The 20,268-nt window shown below is 41.4% G+C and carries 23 protein-coding genes; 14 read left to right on the plus strand and 9 right to left on the minus strand.

The genetic code is table 11. The features are described 5' to 3' along the window. The first annotated feature begins 107 nt into the window (after positions 1 to 107). Positions 108 to 194: a YjcZ family sporulation protein gene (locus MHB66_RS04880; RefSeq protein ID WP_008361129.1), complete on the plus strand. Its 87-nt coding sequence runs from the start codon at positions 108 to 110 to the stop codon at positions 192 to 194. 145 nt (positions 195 to 339) lie between these two features. Continuing rightward, on the plus strand, positions 340 to 429 hold the full coding sequence (locus MHB66_RS04885; protein WP_017360317.1) for a YjcZ family sporulation protein: 90 nt from the start codon (positions 340 to 342) through the stop codon (positions 427 to 429). A 51-nt stretch (positions 430 to 480) separates the two neighbouring features. On the opposite strand, the gene MHB66_RS04890 is transcribed toward MHB66_RS04885, so the two are convergent. Beyond that, positions 481 to 666, minus strand: coding sequence for a hypothetical protein (locus MHB66_RS04890; protein WP_072368131.1), 186 nt, complete (start codon positions 664 to 666; stop codon positions 481 to 483). A gap of 82 nt (positions 667 to 748) precedes the next feature. After that, complete coding sequence (locus tag MHB66_RS04895) at positions 749 to 1,270, minus strand: DUF3267 domain-containing protein (protein WP_034282208.1); 522 nt, start codon at positions 1,268 to 1,270, stop codon at positions 749 to 751. A gap of 232 nt (positions 1,271 to 1,502) precedes the next feature. Here MHB66_RS04895 and MHB66_RS04900 point away from each other — a divergent pair, with 232 nt between their 5' ends. After that, the gene (locus tag MHB66_RS04900) at positions 1,503 to 1,847 is read left to right on the plus strand and encodes a YhaI family protein (protein ID WP_024426566.1); all 345 of its coding nucleotides are present in this window, start codon (positions 1,503 to 1,505) and stop codon (positions 1,845 to 1,847) included. Here the strand turns inward: MHB66_RS04900 and MHB66_RS04905 are convergent. Both MHB66_RS04905 and MHB66_RS04910 read right to left on the minus strand, forming a co-directional pair. Further along, positions 1,825 to 2,445, minus strand: coding sequence for an HTH-type transcriptional regulator Hpr (locus tag MHB66_RS04905; protein WP_034282207.1), 621 nt, complete (start codon positions 2,443 to 2,445; stop codon positions 1,825 to 1,827). The genes MHB66_RS04900 and MHB66_RS04905 overlap by 23 nt on opposite strands. A 187-nt stretch (positions 2,446 to 2,632) precedes the next feature. Further along, on the minus strand, positions 2,633 to 2,989 hold the full coding sequence (locus tag MHB66_RS04910) for a YtxH domain-containing protein (protein WP_024425453.1): 357 nt from the start codon (positions 2,987 to 2,989) through the stop codon (positions 2,633 to 2,635). Between the two features lie 128 nt (positions 2,990 to 3,117). On the opposite strand from MHB66_RS04910, the gene MHB66_RS04915 reads away from it, so the two are divergent. Further along, entirely contained in the window at positions 3,118 to 3,309 is a 192-nt protein-coding gene (locus MHB66_RS04915; protein WP_041117013.1) for a hypothetical protein, read from the plus strand. A gap of 252 nt (positions 3,310 to 3,561) precedes the next feature. On the opposite strand, the gene MHB66_RS04920 is transcribed toward MHB66_RS04915, so the two are convergent. The 3 genes from MHB66_RS04920 to MHB66_RS04930 form a co-directional block, all read right to left on the minus strand. Then, positions 3,562 to 4,080 (minus strand): tryptophan transporter, encoded by a 519-nt coding sequence (locus MHB66_RS04920; RefSeq protein ID WP_024425455.1) that lies wholly within the window; start codon positions 4,078 to 4,080, stop codon positions 3,562 to 3,564. Between the two features lie 127 nt (positions 4,081 to 4,207). Continuing rightward, positions 4,208 to 5,287 (minus strand): 3-phosphoserine/phosphohydroxythreonine transaminase, encoded by a 1,080-nt coding sequence (serC, locus tag MHB66_RS04925; RefSeq protein WP_034282206.1) that lies wholly within the window; start codon positions 5,285 to 5,287, stop codon positions 4,208 to 4,210. Positions 5,288 to 5,446: 159 nt separating this feature from the next. Further along, the gene (locus tag MHB66_RS04930) at positions 5,447 to 5,875 is read right to left on the minus strand and encodes an HIT family protein (protein ID WP_024425457.1); all 429 of its coding nucleotides are present in this window, start codon (positions 5,873 to 5,875) and stop codon (positions 5,447 to 5,449) included. A 486-nt stretch (positions 5,876 to 6,361) separates the two neighbouring features. Between MHB66_RS04930 and MHB66_RS04935 the strand changes: the two genes are divergently transcribed. Genes MHB66_RS04935 through MHB66_RS04945 form a run of 3 tightly spaced genes read left to right on the plus strand, consistent with a single transcriptional unit; the run spans position 6,362 to position 9,068 of the window. Then, entirely contained in the window at positions 6,362 to 7,102 is a 741-nt protein-coding gene (locus tag MHB66_RS04935) for an ABC transporter ATP-binding protein (protein WP_046310435.1), read from the plus strand. Further along, positions 7,095 to 8,315 (plus strand): ABC transporter permease, encoded by a 1,221-nt coding sequence (locus MHB66_RS04940; protein ID WP_046310437.1) that lies wholly within the window; start codon positions 7,095 to 7,097, stop codon positions 8,313 to 8,315. The genes MHB66_RS04935 and MHB66_RS04940 overlap by 8 nt, the downstream gene beginning before the upstream one ends. A 45-nt stretch (positions 8,316 to 8,360) precedes the next feature. Next, complete coding sequence (locus MHB66_RS04945; protein ID WP_046310440.1) at positions 8,361 to 9,068, plus strand: EcsC family protein; 708 nt, start codon at positions 8,361 to 8,363, stop codon at positions 9,066 to 9,068. A 27-nt stretch (positions 9,069 to 9,095) separates the two neighbouring features. Here the strand turns inward: MHB66_RS04945 and MHB66_RS04950 are convergent, their stop codons facing one another. After that, a complete protein-coding gene (locus MHB66_RS04950) occupies positions 9,096 to 10,283 on the minus strand; it encodes a M20 family metallopeptidase (RefSeq protein ID WP_046310442.1) in 1,188 nt (395 codons plus the stop codon). 283 nt (positions 10,284 to 10,566) lie between these two features. Between MHB66_RS04950 and MHB66_RS04955 the strand changes: the two genes are divergently transcribed. Next, positions 10,567 to 10,719, plus strand: coding sequence for a hypothetical protein (locus MHB66_RS04955; protein ID WP_224426392.1), 153 nt, complete (start codon positions 10,567 to 10,569; stop codon positions 10,717 to 10,719). A 64-nt stretch (positions 10,720 to 10,783) separates the two neighbouring features. Here MHB66_RS04955 and MHB66_RS04960 read toward each other — a convergent pair whose 3' ends face one another. Beyond that, a complete protein-coding gene (locus MHB66_RS04960) occupies positions 10,784 to 11,269 on the minus strand; it encodes an antibiotic biosynthesis monooxygenase (protein ID WP_034282197.1) in 486 nt (161 codons plus the stop codon). A gap of 127 nt (positions 11,270 to 11,396) precedes the next feature. Here MHB66_RS04960 and MHB66_RS04965 point away from each other — a divergent pair, with 127 nt between their 5' ends. The 6 genes from MHB66_RS04965 to MHB66_RS04990 all read left to right on the plus strand — a co-directional run bounded on the left by MHB66_RS04965 (position 11,397) and on the right by MHB66_RS04990 (position 20,250). Beyond that, a complete protein-coding gene (locus tag MHB66_RS04965) occupies positions 11,397 to 13,532 on the plus strand; it encodes a PBP1A family penicillin-binding protein (protein WP_041117024.1) in 2,136 nt (711 codons plus the stop codon). 125 nt (positions 13,533 to 13,657) lie between these two features. Beyond that, complete coding sequence (gene hemE, locus MHB66_RS04970) at positions 13,658 to 14,716, plus strand: uroporphyrinogen decarboxylase (protein ID WP_041117026.1); 1,059 nt, start codon at positions 13,658 to 13,660, stop codon at positions 14,714 to 14,716. 32 nt (positions 14,717 to 14,748) lie between these two features. Then, positions 14,749 to 15,687 (plus strand): ferrochelatase, encoded by a 939-nt coding sequence (hemH, locus tag MHB66_RS04975; RefSeq protein ID WP_046310445.1) that lies wholly within the window; start codon positions 14,749 to 14,751, stop codon positions 15,685 to 15,687. Positions 15,688 to 15,709: 22 nt separating this feature from the next. Then, a complete protein-coding gene (gene hemY / locus MHB66_RS04980) occupies positions 15,710 to 17,122 on the plus strand; it encodes a protoporphyrinogen oxidase (protein ID WP_041117028.1) in 1,413 nt (470 codons plus the stop codon). A 175-nt stretch (positions 17,123 to 17,297) separates the two neighbouring features. Then, positions 17,298 to 17,876 (plus strand): TetR/AcrR family transcriptional regulator, encoded by a 579-nt coding sequence (locus MHB66_RS04985; RefSeq protein WP_041117030.1) that lies wholly within the window; start codon positions 17,298 to 17,300, stop codon positions 17,874 to 17,876. Between the two features lie 64 nt (positions 17,877 to 17,940). Next, entirely contained in the window at positions 17,941 to 20,250 is a 2,310-nt protein-coding gene (locus tag MHB66_RS04990) for a YhgE/Pip domain-containing protein (protein WP_046310447.1), read from the plus strand. Positions 20,251 to 20,268 lie beyond the last annotated feature (18 nt).

Here is a 20,268-nt window from a genome sequence, read left to right on the forward strand (position 1 = left end):
TATTGTGACACGCTGTAAAAAGAAATGCAAATGGAAGGGCATTCGTCTAGTCAAAAAATTGCGCGCGACATACACATATAGTGATCACAAAAAGGAGGCTGAATTATATGGGAGCAGGATATTCTAATGGGTTTGCTTTATTGGTCGTGCTATTCATTTTGCTGATCATCGTTGGTGCAGCATATCTTTACTAATTAAATCGCTGTGACAGAAGGGAGCCGTCCTGCCGTGCGTGAGGGCGGTTCTTTTTTCAAACGATGACAGGTGCCTAAACGTTTTTTATTTTTCTGCATACACTGAGCTTAGAACAGAGGAAGAACTGGCAGGAGGTGTTTTCACATGGGAGGAGAAGTCTTTGCTGGCGGTTTTGCACTAGTCGTCGTATTATTTATTTTATTGATCATCATCGGTGCATCTTGGATTTGCTAATGAAAATATACACAAAAAGCTGCCCTCAAACTGGCAGCTTTTGCTTTGATCTTAAATGGAAATGGTAATTTCAACAAATGATGAGATAAGTAAGATCAGTATCGATACATTGATAAAGCGAAACACCTTATCTTGCCGTTCTTCAGGAATCTCTCTGACAAGGCATAATGTATTAGTAAGCCTGTTTATTGAATACACAATAAACGCGGCAAAGACGATGAAGTAAAATAAAACTATCGGAGATCCCCCCTCTCTATGCTATTCCCATACTACATTACCAAATTTTTTATGAAAAAGATAGAAGTTGGCTTTAAAAACCTCATGATGAGGAAGTTTGGTCAACTAAAATATCAAACTCGTCTTGAGCTTGATCGATGATGCAGGATTTAGGTGCTTTGAGCAGCTTCCATGCAAATAAAAAGTCAGGCAAACAATAGCCTGCATGTATACTTGCGATGATGATAAAATAGTGTGCGTACATAGGAAACGCCACGCCTAACAAAAAGTAAACCGGTGAGATGACACAAAACGGGCTGAGAAGTGAAAAAAGCATCACTTTCTTAGGCACGCGCTGCCAGCAATTTCGTTTCATCAATAGCGTCATTTTTTTCTTATTTTTCATCACTGGGATCAAGTGAACCACACGGTGGACAAGCAATGTCACAAGTAAGAGCACGGCAAAAAGCGGTGCGTTATGGCTGCTTAGCCGCGTTTCAGGATGAGTCAGTTGAAAACATAAAAATGCCATAATGAAAAAAAGGATAGCAAGACTTATGGCTGAAATCATCATTCTCGTATAACCATAATCCTTTTCAAGATTAATGGTCTTCCAACAATTCATTTTTCATCCTTCCAATCTAAAAATCGAATTGAATATCTCAAGATAATTTACTCTTCCTGAGGATAAAAATCAATGGTTTTGATGAAAAAAAATAAAATGGTGCCTTCATATGGAATAAAGAGAGGAAACTTTGGATTTTTCAAGAAAAAAGAACAGAAGGGGGAGGTTCGTCTCTTTCGTCAATGAGTAATTTCGGCTAAAATAGAAGGACTAAGAGAAAGAGGGAACGTACATGAGTATTGAGGAACGAATGAGCCAGCTTGAATATTACATGGAACTTTTATTGACGGCAGCCGATATGAGCCGTTATCCATATTATGCGTTATTGATCAGGCAGCGTGTATCGAAAGAAGAGGCAGAGGAAATTGAGCGTATTTGTGCTGAGCTTTCAGAGGAAATGGATAAGCAAAAAGCACAAGGCTACGTCATGTTTGACGATCTCCTTGCGCTCTTTGCGGGACAGTTAATTGAAAAGCTGGATGTTCATGAGACGATATTTGCTTTGCATGATCAGGGGCTGTTTCAGCCGCTAATGAATGAATTTATAAAGATCATTAAACAATTTGATTTGTTTTAGCCGCTTTTTCTGCTGCCTCAGCTGAGTTTTCAAGTTCCTCAGTCTTTTTTGTGACTTTTCCTCGCTCATTCAAAAAGTCCTTCTCAATGTTTGAAAACGATTTCTCAAAAATCTCCATGAAATCCTCACCATAAATGTTTCGGATAATACACATCATTTCTAAAATCTCAGGGAACTTTCCGTAAATGTCATGGAGCGGCTGTGCGCCTTTGACAATACCAGTTCGTGCCGGGTCATAATCTTCGAGTAGTTTATGGAATGTCTCTTCGCCTTTTGGCGTTAGCTCAATATACGTATTGCGCTTATCGTTTAACTTTTTAGAAAATTTTAAAAATCCTCGTTCCTCCAGTTTCTTGGAGAAGTTAAACGCCGTTGATACATGCATGACGCCAAACTTTGCAATTTCTGATATTGAAGCTCCTTTTAATTGATACGCAATCCACAAAATATGATGTTCATTGATATTTAGGTTATACGGTTTGATCCACTGCTGCCAGTCCTTTTCAATGGATTTCCAAAGAGCTTTGCTCAATTGGGCCATTCTTTGACTGAATAAAAGTGCTTCTTTTACATCGAAAGGCTGTTCCGAATGATTCATCCATTTCACCTACTTCTCTTTTTCTTGTAATTCTATTATGCCAATAAAATAAAGATTAATAAAGCTGAAAATTCAAGAATTTTTAAAAGTCATGAAAAACATTGTCAAAATAACCTTTTTTCAACAAAAAAAGTGCGGGATACGCACCCCGCACACTTTTGTAAACGAATATTTTTTTGTGAGTATATTAGTTTTGTAAGGTTTTCTCCAGTTGTTTGAGCTTTTCTTCAATTTCCTGAATTTCCTTTTGTAAGTCCTGCTGATGAGGTTTGATTTCTTCGCGCCATTGCTGAATCGATGTTTGCAATTCAGACCCGACTTCTTTAATCACCTCTGCGCTTTCTTTTGCTGTTTCCACAATTTGCTCTTTTAAAGCTTGTCCATCTCTTTTTAATTTTGTCAGCGTATCTTCGAATTTGTCATAGCCGTCTTTCACTTTTCCGCGCACATCTCTGCCAGAAGAGGGAGTCGTCAGGAGCACTGCCGCACCTCCGAGGAGACCGCCTACAAATAATCCTGTTAATAAAGAACGTCCACTAGCCATTCAAATCACCTCTAGTCAAATTTTACACATTCGCATGTTCTCTCTGAGCTGACGATCAGCTTCATTGAACTTCCATACATAGCTTGCTTTATTTTAGCATACTTTTGAAGAAAAGGGAGGGGAGAAGGTTGTCTGTCTTTCTGTTCGTTTTTATGTGTATCGGCATCGTTTTTACAGTTGGTTCTATTCATTATGCAAGACAGCTTGGGTATGCAGGGTCTTATCCGCCAAAACATGTCTTAAAGCAAAAAGCACTTGTGTGTGCGGCTGGTGCAGGGATTTCACTCCTCATTTTGCTGCTGACCCTTTTTCTTTTATAAAAGCATGAAAAAAACCTCTTCATCTATCATGAAGAGGTTCCAGCGTGTAGACAAACCCTCGCATTCTTTGTCAGTCCTGCGTGCTGGTGCTCACGAATATCAAATTCGCTCCGCGCCAGTACTCGTCCTTCCTAGACTTCAAAGGTTTTCTATCACGCTGAAAAGAAGACAAAGGGCTAAAATCAAGATCATTTTAGCCTTTATCAACAATCTGAAACCTCTTCATCTATCATGAAGAGGTTCAGTTATTCGTTAAGCAACTTCTATCATTCTTGCACGTCTCAAAATGGACTGAGCAATTGGGAAGACAAATACCATAGCAATGGTATTAATCACGGCTGCTGGCAGGACCACGCCCACAAGAAGTGCCGGTAATGCAGCTGGCAGTCCAGTGATCAGTAAAGCGGCAGATAGGAAAATCACGCCGGATACGATGGTTCCAATCGCAGTTAACACAGCGGTCAGCACCACTTTGTTCTTTATCTTTAAGCAAGATAAGAAAAGGGCTAGGAAGATAAAGGCTGTCACTGGTTTATCAATCATATTCGGAATTTGTCCGCCTGGGAATCCCGTTGTTAATGCAGAAATCACGCCAGTCACTAGCGCAATCACGACAACATGCTGAACCTTTGGGAAAAGGATGATGCTTAAAAACATCATGACCAGCATCATATCAGGTTTCATTCCGAAAAAGATGGGCGGGAAAATCGTATGCAAAACAGCTCCCATTGCTGCAAGCAATGACATAATCACTAATTCTTTTGTTTTCATTTCTATGCTCTCCTCTGCTAAGCTCTTATAGGACTCTCCAATAATATGGCTCATCATTCATTGCAAGAGTCATGACTTTATATTTCTCGTTATTATAACAAATTTATTTCCCTATAGAAAAGCCTTTTTACTCATTTTCTTGCTGGAACTTTTTCATAAAGTCCGCAAGCTTTTGGCAGTCTTCTATTGAGACCGCATTGTAAATAGATGCTCTGCATCCGCCGACAGAACGGTGGCCGGCAAGTCCAACCATTTGCTCTTGCTTTGCTTTTTCCACAAAGGAAGAAGTAAGTGCATCATCACGAAGAGTAAAGGTGACGTTCATATGAGAACGGCTGTCAGCACGCGCATGTCCTTGATAAAAACCGCCGCTTTGATCAATGGTATCATAGAGAATGCCTGCTTTTTGTTCATTGCGTTTTTCCGCTGCTTCTACACCGCCAGCATGTTTGACATGCTCAAGGACAAGTGACAGCATATAAATCGCAAAAGTCGGTGGTGTATGATAAAGAGAATTGGCTTTTGCGTGTGTTGAATATTTTAATATTTTTGGCGTGCTGCTTTTCTCTTTCTCTAATAAACGTTTGCGCGCAATCACAATCGTGATACCTGAAGGCCCTAGGTTTTTTTGTGCCCCGGCATAGATGAGATCAAATGAAGAAACGTCTATTTTTTTGCTGAGAATATCACTGGACATATCCGCAATGAGCGGGAGTGACGTGTTTGGGAACGTTTTCCACTGAGTGCCGAAGATCGTATTGTTCGATGTGATATGTAAGTAAGCGCCATCTGTTAAACCGGATGCATCTACTTCTGGAATATACGAGTAGTTGTCATCTTCACTTGAAGCAAGCACAGATGTCTGCCCAAACCCTTTTGCTTCTGACAATGCTTTTTCTGACCAAGCGCCTGTTTGAATGAAATGAGCTGTTTCGCCTTCATGTAAGAAGTTCATTGGAATCATCGCAAATTGAAGACTAGCTCCGCCTTGTAAAAAGAGGACTTCATAATCTTCTGGAATGTCCATCAGTTCCACTAAAAGCGCTTTTGCTTTATTGTGGACTGCTTCATATTCACCGCTGCGATGAGAAAGCTCCATCACAGACATCCCAGTTTGTTTAAAATCAACAAGTTCTTCCTGTGCTTTTTGAAGCACTTCTAGCGGCAATGCCGCCGGACCAGCATTAAAATTCGTCGTTCGCTTCATCACAATCTCTCCCTATTTCTCGCGTTAATGGATCAAAAGATAAAACCATCCTATCACAAATTTGAAGCATTTGGACAAAAAAATTGAATCGTTCAAAATATCTTACTATTAAAAGGCGGAAGCGGTGAAAAGGGGTGAAAATAAGAAAAACCTCATCTGTTAAGATGAGGTAAGCCGCGTGTGGATGGCAGAAGAAATGTCTTTTAAATCCTCTGACGTGTATTGATCTTGATGTGATTTCCATACGGCACCAAAGCCATCACCTTTTCCGTAGCGCGGAATGATGTGCATATGGTAATGGAATACCGATTGTCCGGCTTTTTCACCGTTGTTGTTCAGGAGGTTTAACCCGATTGGTTCAAATTCCTGTTTGATCGCCCTTGCAATTTTCGGAATCGCTTGGAAGTAGTGGTTAGACACTTCTGGTGTCATCTCATAGATGTTTTCTTTATGTATTTTCGGGATTACAAGGGTATGTCCTTTTGTTACTTGGCTGATATCAAGAAAAGCCAATACATGCTCGTCTTCATATACTTTTGCACATGGAATGTCTCCATCAATGATCTTGCAAAAAATGCAGTCGCTCACGCCATGTCACTCCTCATTATTTTTCCTTTATCGTATCACAAAAAGAAGCAAAAAAGAAAACAGGACAAGCGAACTCCTTTGGTCGCTCATCCTGCTCCTGCAGAAGAAATGCTGATGCTTTCATTCGAATGCCTTTTGAATTCTCTATTTACTGAAATAAAGAATTCATATGCCTGCTATTTCTGCCGTAAACACCTCATTTGACGTTTTGGTTTGTCGTATACATATTGTATAGGACACAAAAATCAAGAATCAGTGAAGCAAAACAGAAGCTAAGGTTTTTAGATGAAAAACCAACTTGTCATGCGGTTCTTTGCCTTTAACAAACACCTCATTTACTTATTGGTCATCAAGTTCATTTCTTCTACATACATTATGATGACCAAAGCGCCTATTTTTTATTCATGACTCGTCTATAGGTAAACATTTCAAATTATCATTCGTTTTTGTTACTATAAAGGAAAAAAGAAAGAAAGGAACGAATTCATGTCCCTTCTCACTGTAAAAGATGTAACGGGTGGATATACGAAGAATCCCGTTCTAAAAAATATTTCATTTGAATTAGAAAGAAATCAAATCGTCGGTCTCATTGGCTTAAACGGGGCGGGGAAAAGTACAACCATCCGCCATATTATCGGGCTCATGAAACCGCATAAAGGTGTCATTGAATTGAATGGACGAACTCTTCAAGACGACCAAGAGGCGTATCGTTCACAATTTACATTTATTCCTGAAACACCTGTTTTATATGAAGAATTAACGCTAAAAGAGCATTTAGAGCTGACAGCGATGGCTTACGGTCTATCAAAGGAACAATTAGACGAACGCCTGCCATCATTGCTGAAAGAATTTCGAATGGAGAAACGGCTGAAATGGTTCCCTGCTCATTTTTCAAAAGGAATGAAGCAGAAGGTCATGATTATGTGTGCATTCCTTGTGGAACCAGAGCTGTATATCATCGATGAACCGTTTTTAGGGCTTGATCCTCTTGCGATCAATGCACTGCTTGAACGGATGAATGCTGCGAAGAAAAATGGCGCTAGTGTCCTGATGTCAACGCATATTTTGGCGACAGCTGAACGCTATTGTGATTCCTTTATTATTTTGCACGAAGGGGAAATCAGAGCGAAAGGAACGCTGGCAGAGCTGAGAGAACAGTTCAATATGAGAGATGCGACACTCGATGATCTTTATTTGGAATTAACAAAGGAAGAAAGCTATGAGTAAAACAACACAAACCATTTGGAAATCAAGACTAGAGGAACACGTACAAGAAACAAGAAAATACTTAAAATACATGTTCAACGATCATCTTGTCATTGTGCTCATTTTTTTCCTTGCAGGCGGAGCAAGCTGGTACAGCAGCTGGCTTAAACATATTCCGGCTCACTTCCCATCCTACTGGGTGATGGCAGTTGTTTTCTCATTGGTACTCACAAGCTCATACGTACGTACGTTGATTAAAGAAGCCGATCTCGTGTTTTTGCTTCCTTTGGAAGGGAAGATGGAGCCTTACCTAAAACAAGCGTTTAACTTTAGCTTCATTTCTCAGCTGTTTCCTCTCATTGCTGTATCCATTGTCGCACTTCCGCTTTATTCGGCGGTGTCTTCAGGAGGCATCACGGGATATATGCTGATACTGGCGCAAATGATCTTAATAAAGGGCCTGAATACAGCCATTCAATGGAGAATCACATATTTTCAAGGAAAACACGTGAGATGGCTCGATGCAGCTCTTCGTTTTCTGTTAAATGTGATGTTGATCTACACCGTCTTACAGGCAGCCTATGCGATTGCAATCGTTTTTTATCTTATCTATGGTGTATATCTCGTCTACTTAACAAATGCAGTGAAAAAACAGCCCTTTCAATGGGAAATGCATATTTCTGATGAATTAAAACGTAAGCAGCGCTTTTATCGTTTGGCAAACTTATTTACAGATGTGCCTCACTTAAAGAAACAGGTGAAAAGAAGAGCATATATGGACTGGATTTTGAAGTTTGTTCCTTACGATCAGCGTAAAACTTTTTCTTATATGTATGTGAGGGCGTTTGTACGCTCAAATGATTATTTTGGTCTGGTGTTTAGATTAACGGCCGTGTTTGTCCTGATTATTTTGTATACAGGTGCAGCAGGCTGGGTGGGTGCGTTACTTGTCTTGTTCACAGTATTTATCACAGGTGTACAGCTTGTGCCGTTAACGAAGCACTTTGCTCATCTTTCATTACAGGCACTTTATCCAGTTTCTCAAAAAGAAAAGGATCGAAGCTTTTTTGTTCTCGTCCGTAATGTGCTGATCATCCAATCAATCTTGCTGAGCTGTGCGGTACTTCCAGCGGGAGGCTGGCAGGGAAGCGGACTTGCCTTTCTTATTTCTTTAGCATTTGTGCTTGTCCTCTTTAAGCCTTACGTACAAAGCAGGTTAAAAAAGATGAGATAAGTGGAGATTACAGCGAGCGTATGATGACATCAAGGAGGGAACCGGATGAATGCAGCTGAACGAGAGTTGTATGAAGAAGCCATTCTTTTTCAAACACGTTTTTTAAGAAAACCTTCAAAGATCGAACGGTTTTCAAAAGGAGTTCAGCAGCATGTGAACCGCCGAATTCCTGCCAGGTTTCATCAAGTCATCACAAGTGCAGTCAAAACAATGGTTGAATCCACCGTATCAGGATCACACTTCACTTCATTTTCAGTGATTGATGAACAATTATCTATTGTAGAACGAAATGAACTGGCTAAGGATAAAGTGAAGTATTACCAAAAGGCGGCTGCCATCGAAGGGGTTGGAACAGGTGCAGGCGGTTTATTCCTCGGAATGGCAGACTTTCCGCTGCTGTTAAGCATAAAGATGAAATGCCTTTATGAGCTGGCGTGTATTTATGGCTTTGATTTATCTCAAAAGGAGGAAAGACTCTTTTTGCTCTGTATATTTCAGCTCGCCTTTTCCAGCAGTGCCCATCGTCAAAAAATGATGAAGATCATAGATGATTGGGAAACGAGCCGCGAGGAAATGGATTGGTACAGCTTTCAGCAAGAGTATCGAGATTACATTGATCTTGTAAAGCTGTTTCAATTAATGCCGGTCGTCGGAGCCGCTGTTGGCGGGGTGGCGAATCATCAGCTGACAGGACAGCTCGGAGAGGTCGCACGCCATGTGTTTCACTTGCGAATATTGAAAGAAATGAAATAGAAAAGCCGCTGAGGACAGCGGCTTTTTTTATTCATTGTAGGAAAGAACGGCGTTCGCGAGTACCTTTGCTGCAATAGGCATTGCTTTTTCGTTGATATCAAACTTTGGATGATGATGTGGATACACGTCCTGGCTGTTTTCCGGCATGGCGCCTGTGTAGAAGAAGGTACCAGGGACATGCTGAAGGTAGTAAGCAAAGTCTTCTCCGCCCATTTGGGTTTCCGCTTCTTTTACTTCTGTGACACCTTCTGTCTGGTTTGCGATGCCAGCAATATATTCCGTCGGCTTTGGATGGTTTTTGACAGCAGGGTATCCTCTGACGTACTCATATGTGTAGGAAGCATCATGCATCTGGCATACCCCTTTTACCACCTGTTCAATTTCTCGTTCGATAATATGCCGTGCACTTTCTTCAAAGGATCGTGCAGTACCAGTTAAAACAGCTGAATCTGCAATAACGTTAAAGGCATTCTCTGCTACAAAACCTCCAACAGAAACAACAGCAGAATCAATCGGATTGACTTTACGTGCAACGACTTGCTGCAGGTTTGCGACGATTTGTGAACCGATGAGTACGGCATCTTTTGTTAAATGAGGCTGAGCGCCGTGTCCGCCTTTCCCTTGGACTTGAATGGAGAAACGATCGGCCGCTGCCATAAAGTTCCCGCTTTTATAAAGAATCGTGCCACAAGGCTCTGAAGACCAAAGGTGCGTACCGAATATCACATCGACACCGTCTAAACAGCCGTCTTCAATCATTGGTTTTGCACCGCCGGGAGCATATTCTTCTGCATGCTGATGAATGAGGACGATCTTTCCTTTTAATTGATCACGATGCGTATGCAAGACTTTTGCTAATACAAGAAGTGTCGCAGTATGCCCATCGTGACCGCACGCATGCATCACACCAGGCTTTGTTGATTTGTAAGGTACATCTTTTTCATCGTGGATGGGAAGTGCATCAAAATCAGCTCTGAGGGCAATGGTTGGTCCCGGAGAAGCTCCTTCAATAAAAGCGAGTACGCCATGACCGCCCACCTTGGTGCGCGTAGGTATTTGTAATGTATCATAGTAGCTGGCGATGAAAGCGGCTGTTTCTTCTTCCTGAAAAGAAAGTTCAGGATTCATATGGAGATGGCGTCTAATTTCAACCATTTCCTCATAATGTTCATCAAGACGTTCATTGATGCTTTTTTGTAAAGTGGATATTGTCATTGAATCGAAAACCTCCTTCATGCTCTTTTACTGATTGTATGGTAATTGTTAGAATCTTTCAACAGAAGAGGATTTCGTGGTCAGTAGCAAAAGGTCATTTTACATAAAAGTCGAAGTTGATATGAAGCAGGGAAAGGGAGGAGTAGCGTTGGGAAGCTGTCCAAATTGTTCAAAAACATTTTCTTTCGTCGAAAAATTTCATTTATCACATACGAAAATGATGATGTGTCCAAGCTGCCGGCATCAAATTAAAGAAACATTTCTCTCAAAAATGAGTTTTTTCATGATCTGCTTGATTCCACTATTGGTGCTGCTGATTCAATTGAAAGGTGCTTCACCTATGTTGAAGTGGCCGGTCTTATTAGGTTGGATATTGCTGAATTTCTATGTGCTTCAGCCGATCATTCATCGGTACGAGCTGAAATCAAGCTCATAAAATGAAGAGCCCATCGACTGGGCTTTTTTTGATGAAAAAAAGAAGTGCTGAGAGCAGCACTTCCTTAATTGTCTGTGACGGCATGATAGGATGTGAGGTAAGCTGGACGAGAGAAAATGGAGCCTGTATCCTCGTGTGGCTGAAAGAATGCTTCTGATTCTTGAAAGTCTTGAAATAAGTCCTCTGATTCCCAAAGTGTCAAAATCAAATAAACTTCTTCATCTTTTTGCGGTCTTAAAACGCGAATAGCCTGGAAGCCGCGCTGATGTTCTGAGATGTTCGTCTTTTTCTGAAAGGTGGATTCAAACAGTGCTCTGCTTTCAAGCTTAACAGGGATATGATTCAAGGTGACGAAACCAGATTGGACAAGCGCGCCTTTCGCATAAATCACATCATAGGCATGAGGGGCTTTAAATACAGTCTCACCCTCCGTTTCATGAAAAAGAGCTGCTTGTTCTTTTCCGACCATATAAAGCAGATTTTCCAGATGGTGTTTCTTTGCGATTTTATGCAAAAAATCTGCTGTTCCATATGTAATATAGAAATTCATCTAAACCGCCTCCTGCTTGATAGTATAACAAAAGAATGATATATAATTCTTTGGCAGTCAATCCATAAAACATATTATGAAGCAATACATCCCATACTATCCGTATAAAGGAATGAGGTGACCTAATTTGAAGAAAAAGAAGATAATCATTCCATTAGTCATTGCAGGAAGTACAATCGTACTCTCATTTATTGGCTATCTGACGATTTTATTTTTAGGACATTATGTCATAGATGAAAAGAAGCTTGTTTTTCACGCTTCCTCCAAAATCATTGATCAGAATGGAAAAGAACTCACAAGCATGTATTCAGAAAATCGGGATCCTGTGTCATTAAAAGAGGTGCCTGATAAAGTAGCAAAAGCTTTTGTGGCTGTTGAGGACAAGCGTTTTTATGAGCATCACGGCATTGATGCACAGTCTATTTCAAGGGCGGTTTATCGAGATATATTAGCAGGAGGGAAGGTAGAGGGCGGCAGTACAATCACCCAGCAGCTCGCAAAAAATATTTTTCTCACAAATGACAAAACCTTTCTTCGAAAAACAAAAGAAGTCATTATTGCCATTAACTTAGAAAGAGATTATTCAAAGGATAAGCTGCTTGAGATGTATTTGAATCAGCTATACTTTGGCCATGGTGTTTATGGTATTCAGGCAGCAGCCAATTATTACTTTAGTAAGGATGTCAAAGATTTAACGGTCAGCGAAGGTGCCACACTCGCTGCGATGCCAAAGGCACCATCTTCTTATTCGCCTGTTTTACACCCTGATAAAAATAAACAAAGGCGGGACACCATCCTGAATTTAATGAACGAACAAGGATATTTGTCTTCAACAGAAACAGTAGAAGCAAAAGGGAGAACACTAGGCATTCATTTGAAAAAGAAATCAGAAACGCCTTGGGTGGACAGCTATGTTGATCTCATCATTAAAGAAGCAGAGTCAGAGTATGCCATTTCACATGAACAATTGCTTCAAGGCGGCTATACCATTACAGTTCCGATTGATATGAATCTGCAAAAAACCGCATATGATGCGATGAAGAACAACCGTTATTTCCCGGGAAAAAGCGGTTCTCCGGAAGGCAGCGCCGTATTCATTGATAACGAGTCTGGCGGAGTGAAAGCAGCCATCGGTGGACGAGAATATCAGGCGAGAGGCTACAACAGGGTGACAGCTGTTAGGCAGCCTGGATCTGTTTTTAAGCCGATCGCGGTCTACGGTCCGGCAATGCAGGAGAAAAAATTCAGACCTTATTCATTGCTTGAAGACAAAGAAAAAAGCTATGACGGCTATTCACCAAAGAATTACGATGGGCAGTATGAAGGAAGGGTCACAATGGTGGATGCCCTCATGAAAAGTAAAAATACCGCTGCTGTGTGGACGTTAAGCCAGCTGGGCATTGACACGTCGAAATCATATCTTGAGAAAATGGGGATAGATATCTCGGATAAAGGACTAGCCATGGCGCTTGGCGGTTTAGAAAAAGGAGTTTCTCCATTACAGATCGCTGGAGCCTTCCATACATTTGCAAATGAAGGCGTATATAAAAAGCCTTTCTTCATTCAGAAAATCACCAATGATGAAGGAGAAACTGTAGAAAAGAATCGTGGTAAGCAAGAACGAGTGTTTAGCGTGCAGAATGCTTGGAATATGACAAGAATGCTTCAGCAAGTCGTCAAAGGCGGGACAGCCCAGAGCGGTTCATACGCTGGAGATTTAGCAGGTAAGACAGGTACGACCACATATTCAGGTGTGAAAGGTGCAACAAAGGATGCTTGGTTTGCCGGCTATACGCCTAGTACAACGGGTGCGATTTGGATGGGGTATGACAAAACCGATAACAGTCACTATTTAACCGGCGGCAGTCAATTCCCGGTGCAGCTGTTTAAAGATATTTTAACAGCAGCTCAAATCACCAATGAAACGTTTGAAAAACCAGAGGGGATAAAAGAGCTCGAGTCGCCTATCCATTTAGAGGGACTATCAGGATTTGAAGCCCGCTATGCGTTTAAAATCAAAGGATTGTTTACATTAGAGCTGTCTTGGGACAATCAAGAGGATAAACGCGTTGAATACCGCATTTATGAAAAGAGAAATGGAAGCGAGACGCTGATCGACACAGTGACAGGCGTGGGCAGCTATACAATGCCGTATGCCAATGTATTTTCAAATGCAGAGTATAAGGTTGTTCCATATAATACCCAAACGCAAGAAGAAGGCGAAGGCAGTCCATATGTCAAGCCAGAGGCTTTTGGACGTTAATATTCGGCGATTTTTTGAACATTGAGCCGCTTTAGTATACCGTGCCTTGAAAAAACGGTATAGTAAAAGCAGGTTTGAGCCTTGTACAAAAAGAGAGTATAAGGCGAAAGGTGGAATGAAAGGTAATGGGAAAAACGAAGGTTTTTAATGACACGTTCTTAAAGGCGTGTAAAGGGGAAAAAACAGACCATGTACCAGTTTGGTATATGAGACAGGCAGGACGCTCACAGCCTGAATATCGTGCCCTTAAAGAAAAATACGGGCTATTTGAAATTACGCATCAGCCAGAGCTATGTGCTTATGTAACGAGACTTCCTGTAGAACAATATGGTGTAGATGCCGCTATTTTATATAAAGATATTATGACCCCGCTTCCGGCTATTGGAGTGGACGTAGAAATTAAAAATGGAATTGGACCTGTGATTGATGCACCGATTCGATCTAAAGCAGATATCGAACGTCTTGGGGAACTTCATCCTGAAGAAGACCTGCCATATGTGCTTGATACCATTCAGCTTTTAACGAAGGAGCAGCTGAATGTTCCGCTTATCGGTTTTGCTGGCGCACCATTTACGATGGCAAGCTATATGATTGAAGGCGGCCCATCTAAAAATTATCATAAAACAAAGGCACTGATGTACAGTGATCCTGAGGCGTGGATGCTGCTTATGAACAAGTTAGCTGATATGACGATTACGTACATACGCGCGCAGGTAAAAGCCGGGGTCAGTGCATTTCAAATTTTCGACTCATGGGTTGGTGCTTTAAATGCAGCAGATTACCGGACATTCATTAAGCCTGTCATGCAGCGAATTTTCACAGAGCTGAAGTCTGAAAACGTCCCAATGATCATGTATGGAGTTGGAGCAAGCCATTTAGCGAAAGACTGGCATGACCTGCCGCTTGATGTGGTTGGACTGGATTGGCGTATGAGTGTAGACGAAGCAAGAAAAGAAGGGCTCACAAAAACGTTACAGGGGAACCTTGATCCAACCATTTTACTTGCTCCTTGGGAAGTCATTGAAGAGAGAGCAAAAGCTATTTTAGATCAAGGAATGAAATCAGATCACTTTATCTTTAACTTAGGTCATGGGGTATTTCCAGATGTTTCACCAGATACGTTAAAGAAGCTGACAGATTTTATTCACGATTATTCAGCGAAACATAAAAAATCATCCATCTAAACTATTTCAAATGATCTGAAGGAGTGTTGGTTGTGGAGAAAAAGAAAATGGGACTTCTTGTCATGGCATATGGCACCCCATATAAAGAAGAAGATATTGAGCGTTATTATACACATATCCGCAGAGGCAGAAAGCCGGAGCCAGAGATGCTGCAAGATTTGATGGATCGCTACAAGGCAATCGGCGGTATTTCTCCTTTATCAAAAATTACCGAACAGCAGGCAAATGGTTTGTGTGATCATTTGAACGACATCCAAGACGACATTGAATTTCATGTCTACATTGGCTTAAAGCATATTGAGCCGTTCATTGAGGATGCAGTTGCAGAGATGCACAAGGACGGCATCACAGAAGCAGTGAGTATTGTTCTTGCGCCGCATTTTTCAACCTTTAGTGTGAAATCGTATAACAAGCGTGCACAAGATGAGGCAGACAAGCTTGGCAATCTGAAGATTACGTCTGTGGAAAGCTGGTACGATGAGCCGAAGTTTGTGGACTATTGGGTGAAACAAGTGAAGGATACGTATGCATCGATGAGTGAAGAGGAAAGAGAATCAGCCGTACTCATTGTGTCTGCACACAGCCTTCCTGAAAAGATTATTGCAGCAGGAGATCCATATCCTGATCAGCTCGCACAATCTGCCAAAATGATTGCAGAAGGTGCAGGAATTGAACATTATGAAATTGGCTGGCAAAGTGAAGGCAACACGCCTGATCCATGGCTTGGACCAGACGTTCAAGACTTAACACGGGACCTATTCGAACAAAAAGGCTATAAAACGTTCGTATATGTGCCTGTTGGATTTGTCGCTGACCATCTTGAAGTGTTATACGACAACGATTATGAATGTAAAGTCGTGACAGATGAAATCGGTGCAGCCTACTATCGTCCAGAAATGCCAAATGCGAAACCAGCATTTATTGATGCCCTCGCAACTGTCGTATTAAAGAAGCTTGACGAAAGCAAGTAATTATATAAAAGAAGGCGATCCTATGCATGACAATCAAAAACACCTTGTCATCATTGGCGGTGGCATCACTGGTTTAGCCGCCGCCTTCTATTTGGAAAAGGAAGTCGAAGAAAAAGGTCTTCCCATTCAAATATCTCTTATTGAAGCGAGCCCTAGGCTAGGTGGAAAAATACAAACATTATATAAAGACGGCTACATCATTGAACGTGGACCTGATTCATTTTTAGAAAGAAAGGTCAGTGGACCGCAGCTGGCGAAGGATGTGGGTCTCGCAGATCAGCTCGTCAATAATGAAACAGGGCAGGCATATGTACTAGTCAATGAAACTCTTCACCCGATGCCAAAAGGCGCTGTCATGGGTATTCCAACTCAAATCAGCCCATTCATCACAACCGGTCTTTTTTCAGTTGCAGGAAAAGCGAGAGCCGCAATGGATTTCGTCTTGCCAAAAAGCAAGCAAACAGAAGATCAGTCGCTCGGTGAATTTTTTAGAAGACGTGTCGGTGATGAAGTAGTTGAGAATTTAATCGAACCTCTTCTATCAGGCATTTATGCAGGTGACATTGACCGTCTCAGCTTAATGTCCACCTTCCCGCAGTTTTATCAAACAGAACAAAAGCATCGCAGTTTGATTCTTGGGATGAAAAAATCACAGCAGCATGCGAAAGCGCAGCAAGTGACAGCGAAAAGACAAGGGCAGTTCCAAACGATCAATCAAGGACTGCAAGCGCTTGTTGAAGCAGTAGAAAGCAAGCTCAAGCTGACAACGATTTATAAAGGGACAAAAGTGCAGCAGATTGAAAAAACAGATGGGGGCTACGGTGTGCAGTTAGACAGCGGTCAAACGCTTTTTGCTGATTCAGCCATTGTGACAACTCCGCATCAATCGATCTATTCCATGTTTCCAAAAGAAGCAGGGCTTGAGTACTTGCATGATATGACATCTACTTCTGTTGCAACGGTGGCACTCGGTTTTAAAGAAGAGGATGTTCATAATGAATATGACGGTACTGGTTTTGTCATCTCAAGAAACAGTGATTTCTCTATTACAGCCTGTACGTGGACGAACAAAAAATGGCCGCATACAGCTCCTAAAGGAAAAACGCTATTGCGTGCCTATGTAGGGAAAGCTGGCGACGAATCAATTGTCGAGCAATCAGACCATCAAATTGTCAGCATCGTGCTGGAGGATTTGAAAAAAATCATGGATATTAAAGCAGATCCAGAACTGACGACAGTGACTCGCTGGAAGACGAGCATGCCGCAGTATCACGTCGGTCATCAAAAAGCTATTTCGAACATGCGAGAAACGTTTAAGCAATCATATCCTGGTGTTTATATCACAGGTGCTGCTTTTGAAGGTGTCGGAATCCCTGATTGTATTGATCAAGGAAAAGCTGCTATTTCAGAAGCTTTATCTTACCTATTTTCATAAAAAAACAACTCCCTTTTCTGTCATGGAAAGGGAGTTTTTCATGTTCGAATCAATCGAAAAGAGTTGGGAATCATAAATGTGAACAAAGTTGTTGCATCCGGGGAAAAGGGTGTGGTATATTACTTTCTGTACTTAATGACCAAAACGTTCAAATAGTCATTTTGGGAGTGAGATCATGAGTGTTGATAGGAGACAAATGATTTTAGACGGGGCTACGAAGGCATTTACTCAATTCGGGTATAAAGCCACCACAATGGACCTTGTGGCGAAGCTTGCCAACGTCGGAAAAGGAACCATTTATACCTTTTTCAAAAACAAAGAAGAGCTGTTCGATGAAATTTTCACATCCCTTTTAATGGAGATGAGGAAAATTGCGGATGAAGCAATGGATGAGGAAAAAAGTTTCTCTGAAAACCTTCACTTAGCACTCTTTGCAATATTGGAATTTCGAAAAAACCACCAGCTCACAATCAAAATCTTTCAGGAAAGTGCGGAGCTTGGCACGTCAGCGGTCAAGGAAATGATTGAGAAGATGGAGCAAATGATCATTCGCTATATCAAAACGAAAGTAAAAGAAGCGATTGATAAAGGCGACATTAAGCCATGTGATCCTGAATTGACTGCATTTGTGATGGTGAAACTATATATTGCACTTATTTTTGATTGGGAAAAGCGATACGAGCCTTTAACAAAAGAAGAGGTGGCCGAGTCGCTGGAACTTTATGTACTCAAAGGACTTTTAGCAGCACCATAATTTTTTTTTAGTTCAAATGACCAAATTCTAAATTTAGTCATTCATCTATGGGAGGAAAACAGCAATGAATTTAATTCGGAATCAATGGAAAGACATTGTGACGAGCAAAAAACTACTGATCCCGATTTTAGCTGTCTTATTTATTCCGCTGATTTACAGCGGTGTATTTTTAAAAGCGTACTGGGATCCATATGGTACAGTCGATCAGTTGCCTGTAGCGGTTGTCAACTTGGATGAAGGCAGTCATTATGACGGGAAGACACTGCATGTCGGCGATGATTTAGTGAAGGAATTAAAGAAAAACGATAATTTCAAATGGAACTTTGTCGATAGTGAAGAAAAGGCAGTGAAGGGATTAAATAATGAGGATTATTATCTCGTCGTGGAAATACCAAAGGATTTCTCGAAAAATGCAAGTACAGTCCTTGATAAGCATCCAAAAAAATCGAATCTGAAATATTATACGAATCCAGGCGCCAACTATGCGGCGTCACAAATTGCGAATAATGCCATTATCAAATTAAAAGATTCGGTTTCAAAGGAAGTCACAAAAAATTATGCAGAGGTCATTTTTGATAACTTCAAAACGATTGCAAAAGGCTTAGATCAAGCAAGCGATGGTGCGAAGAAAATTGATGACGGAACAAAAAATGCAAAAGATGGCAGTAACAAGTTAAAGGACAATTTAGCAAAATTGGCTGAAGGAACGTTAACCTATAGCGAAGGTGTTCATCAGTTTGCTGGTAAAATGGGTGAACTGAACACAGGGATACAATCTCTTGACAGCGGACTTGGCCAGCTCTTAACAGGCTATCAAACCATCGATCAGAAATTTGGAGAGCTTGGTACAGGAATTGATACATTGACTGAAGGGTTAAACACAAGCCGTGAAGGTCATCAGCAGCTCGCTTCTAAAATGCCGCAATTCACAGCGGGTATTGAGCAGCTAAACAACAAAGCACAATCTTTTTCAGAAAAAATTGAAGCAGTAGAAAAAGTCTTGTCGTCACCAGAATTAGCGAACCTTGAAAAGATGGCGCCTAAACTCGATCAGGTGAAAAAAGACGCAAAAACGTTTAGTACAAAACTTGCTTCATTAAAAGAAGCGCTATCGAATCGAGATGCTAAAGTAAAAAGCATCATCCAAAACAGCTCAATGACAGATGAAGAGAAAAAGGCGGCAATGGATCAGCTTGACAGTCTGCCTAAAATCGAACTGCCAGATCTGTCTGGACTTGAACAAAGCTTAGCGGCCTTGCAGGAACTGCCTGATGCAAGTGAGGTTCAATCTGCGGTTGCTTCTGCAAAAGCTCAGCTGCAGCAAGTCAAACAGCTGCCAAAGAAAACGGAACAGCTGTACACATCTACAGTCGCGATACAAAATGCGATTGATCAAATGACATCTGGTACGAATAAATTGTATCAAGGTGCACTTAAGCTCCAAACAGGTCAAGGCCAATTACAAGATGGTCTGCAAACAGCAAATGGAAAGCTGGATACAGCGAAAAGCGGTGCAGATAAGCTTGCGAATGGTTCAAGCCAGCTGAGTGCAGCGTTAAATAAGCTGGAAAGTGGTTCAACGAATATCCAAAGCAACACATCTAAGCTTGCTGAAGGCTCAAAATCACTCGATAAAGGATTGGGAGATTTAAAGAGCGGTACAGGTAAGCTGTCCGATAAATTAAAAAGTGCCGCTGATGAAACAGGAGAAATTGATGCGGGTCAAGACAATTACAATATGATTGCGAGTCCCGTGAAAACAGAAAATGATACAGCGAAAAAGATCGATAATTATGGTACAGGGCTCACACCTTATATTTTATCGATGGGACTCTTTGTAGGGGCTCTCATGCTCACCGTTGTATTCCCAATGAAAGACCCTGCTGGACGCCCTAGAAACGCGTTTGAATGGTTTTTCAGCAAATATAGCGTACTCCTCTTTGTCGGTATCCTGCAAGCAGTCATTGCAAGCTCCATGCTCATCTTTGGGCTTGGTCTTGAGGTGGAAAGCCTCTGGCGCTTCTATCTCTTTGCGATTATCGTCAGTCTGACATTCTTAGCGATCATTCAGCTGCTGGCGACAACTATGGGGAACCCAGGACGCTTCATTGCCGTTATTATCTTGGTTCTTCAGCTCGCAGCAAGTGCTGGTACATTCCCGCTTGAACTTGTGCCGAAATTCTTCCAAGTCATTCATAGTCTGCTTCCAATGACGTATACAATCAACGGATTTAGAACGATCATTGCAAGCGGTGATGACAGCTATTTATGGCACCAAGCAGCGATCCTTGGAACAGTTGCGATCATCATGATGGCGGCAACTACAGCATACTTTGCTTGGAACGTAAGAAAAATGAAACAGGACGAAGCTTAATTCATGAATCCTTTCTCT

Origin of the sequence: Bacillus sp. FSL L8-0167 (genome assembly GCF_038630295.1) — a bacterium.
Classification (GTDB): domain Bacteria; phylum Bacillota; class Bacilli; order Bacillales; family Bacillaceae; genus Bacillus; species Bacillus safensis.

Excerpts from the sequence above, each read along its gene's own strand:
- MHB66_RS04880 (WP_008361129.1), top strand. The coding sequence starts at position 108 with ATGGGAGCAGGATATTCTAATGGGTTTGCTTTATTGGTCGTGCTATTC.
- MHB66_RS04885 (WP_017360317.1), top strand. The coding sequence starts at position 340 with ATGGGAGGAGAAGTCTTTGCTGGCGGTTTTGCACTAGTCGTCGTATTA.
- MHB66_RS04895 (WP_034282208.1), bottom strand. The coding sequence starts at position 1,270 with ATGAATTGTTGGAAGACCATTAATCTTGAAAAGGATTATGGTTATACG.
- MHB66_RS04900 (WP_024426566.1), top strand. The coding sequence starts at position 1,503 with ATGAGTATTGAGGAACGAATGAGCCAGCTTGAATATTACATGGAACTT.
- MHB66_RS04905 (WP_034282207.1), bottom strand. The coding sequence starts at position 2,445 with ATGAATCATTCGGAACAGCCTTTCGATGTAAAAGAAGCACTTTTATTC.
- MHB66_RS04910 (WP_024425453.1), bottom strand. The coding sequence starts at position 2,989 with ATGGCTAGTGGACGTTCTTTATTAACAGGATTATTTGTAGGCGGTCTC.
- MHB66_RS04920 (WP_024425455.1), bottom strand. The coding sequence starts at position 4,080 with ATGAAAACAAAAGAATTAGTGATTATGTCATTGCTTGCAGCAATGGGA.
- serC (WP_034282206.1), bottom strand. The coding sequence starts at position 5,287 with ATGAAGCGAACGACGAATTTTAATGCTGGTCCGGCGGCATTGCCGCTA.
- MHB66_RS04935 (WP_046310435.1), top strand. The coding sequence starts at position 6,362 with ATGTCCCTTCTCACTGTAAAAGATGTAACGGGTGGATATACGAAGAAT.
- MHB66_RS04940 (WP_046310437.1), top strand. The coding sequence starts at position 7,095 with ATGAGTAAAACAACACAAACCATTTGGAAATCAAGACTAGAGGAACAC.
- MHB66_RS04945 (WP_046310440.1), top strand. The coding sequence starts at position 8,361 with ATGAATGCAGCTGAACGAGAGTTGTATGAAGAAGCCATTCTTTTTCAA.
- MHB66_RS04950 (WP_046310442.1), bottom strand. The coding sequence starts at position 10,283 with ATGACAATATCCACTTTACAAAAAAGCATCAATGAACGTCTTGATGAA.
- MHB66_RS04955 (WP_224426392.1), top strand. The coding sequence starts at position 10,567 with ATGATCTGCTTGATTCCACTATTGGTGCTGCTGATTCAATTGAAAGGT.
- MHB66_RS04960 (WP_034282197.1), bottom strand. The coding sequence starts at position 11,269 with ATGAATTTCTATATTACATATGGAACAGCAGATTTTTTGCATAAAATC.
- hemE (WP_041117026.1), top strand. The coding sequence starts at position 13,658 with ATGGGAAAAACGAAGGTTTTTAATGACACGTTCTTAAAGGCGTGTAAA.
- hemY (WP_041117028.1), top strand. The coding sequence starts at position 15,710 with ATGCATGACAATCAAAAACACCTTGTCATCATTGGCGGTGGCATCACT.
- MHB66_RS04985 (WP_041117030.1), top strand. The coding sequence starts at position 17,298 with ATGAGTGTTGATAGGAGACAAATGATTTTAGACGGGGCTACGAAGGCA.
- MHB66_RS04990 (WP_046310447.1), top strand. The coding sequence starts at position 17,941 with ATGAATTTAATTCGGAATCAATGGAAAGACATTGTGACGAGCAAAAAA.